Annotated in this window: 2 protein-coding genes; one reads left to right on the forward strand and one right to left on the reverse strand. The window is 62.5% G+C overall.

Translation table 11 applies throughout. From position 1 onward, the window contains the following. The first annotated feature begins 89 nt into the window (after nucleotides 1-89). The gene (gene lysS, locus NW819_RS12145; protein ID WP_414413895.1) at nucleotides 90-1,625 is read left to right on the forward strand and encodes a lysine--tRNA ligase; all 1,536 of its coding nucleotides are present in this window, start codon (nucleotides 90-92) and stop codon (nucleotides 1,623-1,625) included. 93 nt (nucleotides 1,626-1,718) lie between these two features. Here lysS and NW819_RS12150 read toward each other — a convergent pair. Further along, nucleotides 1,719-2,688 (reverse strand): tetratricopeptide repeat protein (locus NW819_RS12150; protein ID WP_414413896.1); only part of this gene is annotated, 970 nt, incomplete at its 5' end.

Here is a 2,688-nt window from a genome sequence, read left to right on the forward strand (position 1 = left end):
CTCCGTCCCGCTAACGCGATCGCGCCGCCGGAAGCCTGAAAAATCCCGTCCCTAACGGAGCTTCCATTGTCCATTGCCTATCCACCGCCATGTCTACCCTCCCCAGCAGCAGCGAAGCCGCCCAACGGGCCGCCCGCCTGGAAAAAGCCCAACACCTGCGGGAACAAGGGATCCCGCCCTATGCCTATTCTTTTCCTGTTACCCATCTGGCTGCCGAGCTGCAGGAGCAATTTGCCGACCTAGAGCCCGGCGGCGAGCGGGAGGATGTGCAGGTGGCGGTGGCCGGGCGGATCCGGGCGCGGCGGGTCATGGGCAAGCTGGCTTTCTTTACCCTTCAGGATCGCTCCGGCACCATCCAGCTTTACCTGGAGAAGCAACGGCTGACGGAGCAGATGGGGGAGTTGGCCTTCAAGAACCTGGACAAGCTCATCGACGTGGGCGATTGGCTGGGGGCCAAGGGCTGCCTCAAGCGTACCGAAAAAGGGGAATTGTCGGTGCGGGTGGATGAATACCAAGTGCTGACCAAGGCCCTGCTGCCCCTGCCGGACAAGTGGCATGGCCTGCGGGATGTGGAGAAACGCTACCGCCAGCGCTACGTCGATCTCATCGTCAACCCTGAGGTCAAGCAGACCTTGCTCGACCGCGCCCAGATCATCCGCTCCCTGCGGCAGACTCTGGAAGAGCGAGGTTTTGTGGAAATTGAGACGCCAGTGTTGCAGGTGATCCCCGGCGGGGCGGAGGCGCGGCCTTTTGTTACCCACCACAACGCCCTGGATCTGGATCTCTACTTGCGCATTGCCACCGAGCTGCACCTGAAGCGGCTGGTGGTGGGCGGGATCGAGCGAGTCTATGAAATTGGGCGGGTCTTTCGCAACGAAGGCATCTCCACCCGCCACAACCCGGAGTTCACCTCTCTAGAGGCCTATCAAGCCTTCGCCGACTACCACACCATGATGGAGCTGACGGAAACCCTGGTCTGCAACGCCGCCCTGGCGGTGCGGGGATCCCTGCAGCTCACCTACCAAGGGGAAGCCATCGACCTCACCCCTCCCTGGCGACGGGTGACGATGCAGGAGCTGGTGGAGGAGGCCACTGGCATTTTCATCGATGTGGAAAAGGGATGCCCTGAAGAGCTCTTGCCAGCCTTGGCCGCCCAAGGGATCCCCAATCTCTCACCCCAGGACTCCCCCGGCCAGTTGCTGGTCAAAGCCTTTGAGCACTGCTGCGAGAGCCGCCTGCGCCAGCCCACCTTTGTTCTGGACTACCCCCTGGAGGTGTGTCCCCTCACCAAGCCCCACCGCAGCAAACCGGGGTTGGCCGAGCGCTTCGAGCTGTTCATCGTTGGGCGGGAGACGGCCAACGCCTACTCCGAGCTCACCGATCCGGTGGATCAGCGGCAGCGGCTGGAGGCCCAGGCAGCCCTGAAGGCAGCCGGAAATGAGGAGGCCCACTTTCTGGATGAAGACTTCCTCACGGCCTTGGAATATGGCCTGCCCCCCACCGGCGGCCTGGGCGTGGGGATCGACCGCTTGGTGATGCTGCTGTGCGACGCTCCCAGCATTCGCGATGTCATTGCCTTTCCGCTGCTGCGGCCCGAGACGGGAGAAGTGGCGGAGGAGGCTTGAGCCGATCCCTCTAACTGTCCATTCAAATCCCATCGATTTCTAAGAGAGGTTGGAGGTGGCCGCGGCGACGGCGCGGAGCCTTTGGGAAGTGTCTCAACCTATTTTGAAATAACTAGCGATAACGTCTTCCAAAAGCCGACCTTCGTACCCTTGCATCTGGAGGGCAGCCTGGAAATCCTGGCAGGCTCTCTGCCAATCCCCAAGGGCAGCCCGAGCCAGGGCGCGGTTGAAGTGGGCTTTGAGGTGGCAGGGATCCCTATTGCTCGCGTCAGCAGTGCAGAGTGTTATGGCTTGGTCGTAGTCGCGGATGGCCGCCGAAAAATCCCCCTGTTGGGCGTAGGCCCAGCCGCGGTTGTTCAAAACCCAGACCCGCTCCTGGGGATCCAGCTCCAGTTGCAGCAGTCGGGTGTAGTCTTCTATCGCTTTGTCCGTCTGTCCCTCGCCATCCCACAGGAGAGCTCGGTGGAGCAAAGCAGAGTGCTCCTGGGGGTTCAAGGCCAGGGCCTGCGTGTAGTCGGCAATGGCCAGCTCAGGGCAATTGGCCTGCCGGTGCAGATCCCCCCGTTGACGGTAGGCCAGGGCAGCATCGGCCACCCCCCAGTTCTGGTCGAGGCTCAGAGCTTGGTTGAGATCCGCCAATGCCGCCTCTTGATCCCCCAAAGCCAGATGCACCCTTGCCCGCAAAGCAAAAGCCTGAGAAGCCTGCGGTTGCTGCTGGATCAGCGCCGTGAAATCGGCCAACGCCCCAGCCAGATCCCCCCTCTCTTGGCGACACAAGCCCCGATACAACAGGGCTTCGGTGACCAGCACTTCTGGATCCCCTGGGCTGGCCAGCTCCAAGACCCGATCCCAATCGGCTATTGCCCCCTCCAGGTTGTGGCGCAGGCGGCGGACTTGGGCCCGCTTCAGGTGGGCCTCCAGATAGAGCTGCCGGGACTGTTCCCCGTCTTGGGCTTGTTCTTGGATGACTTGGTCGAAGTCGGATTCGGCCTGCTCCAAGGCTACGCCCGCTGCAGGAACGGTGCCGCGCACTGCCAACGTCAACAACAGAGAGCCGCGGGCC

The organism is Synechococcus sp. R8-2 (genome assembly GCF_047461715.1).
In the GTDB taxonomy this organism is placed as follows: Bacteria; Cyanobacteriota; Cyanobacteriia; order Thermostichales; family Thermostichaceae; genus Thermostichus.

Excerpts from the sequence above, each read along its gene's own strand:
- lysS (WP_414413895.1), top strand. The coding sequence starts at position 90 with ATGTCTACCCTCCCCAGCAGCAGCGAAGCCGCCCAACGGGCCGCCCGC.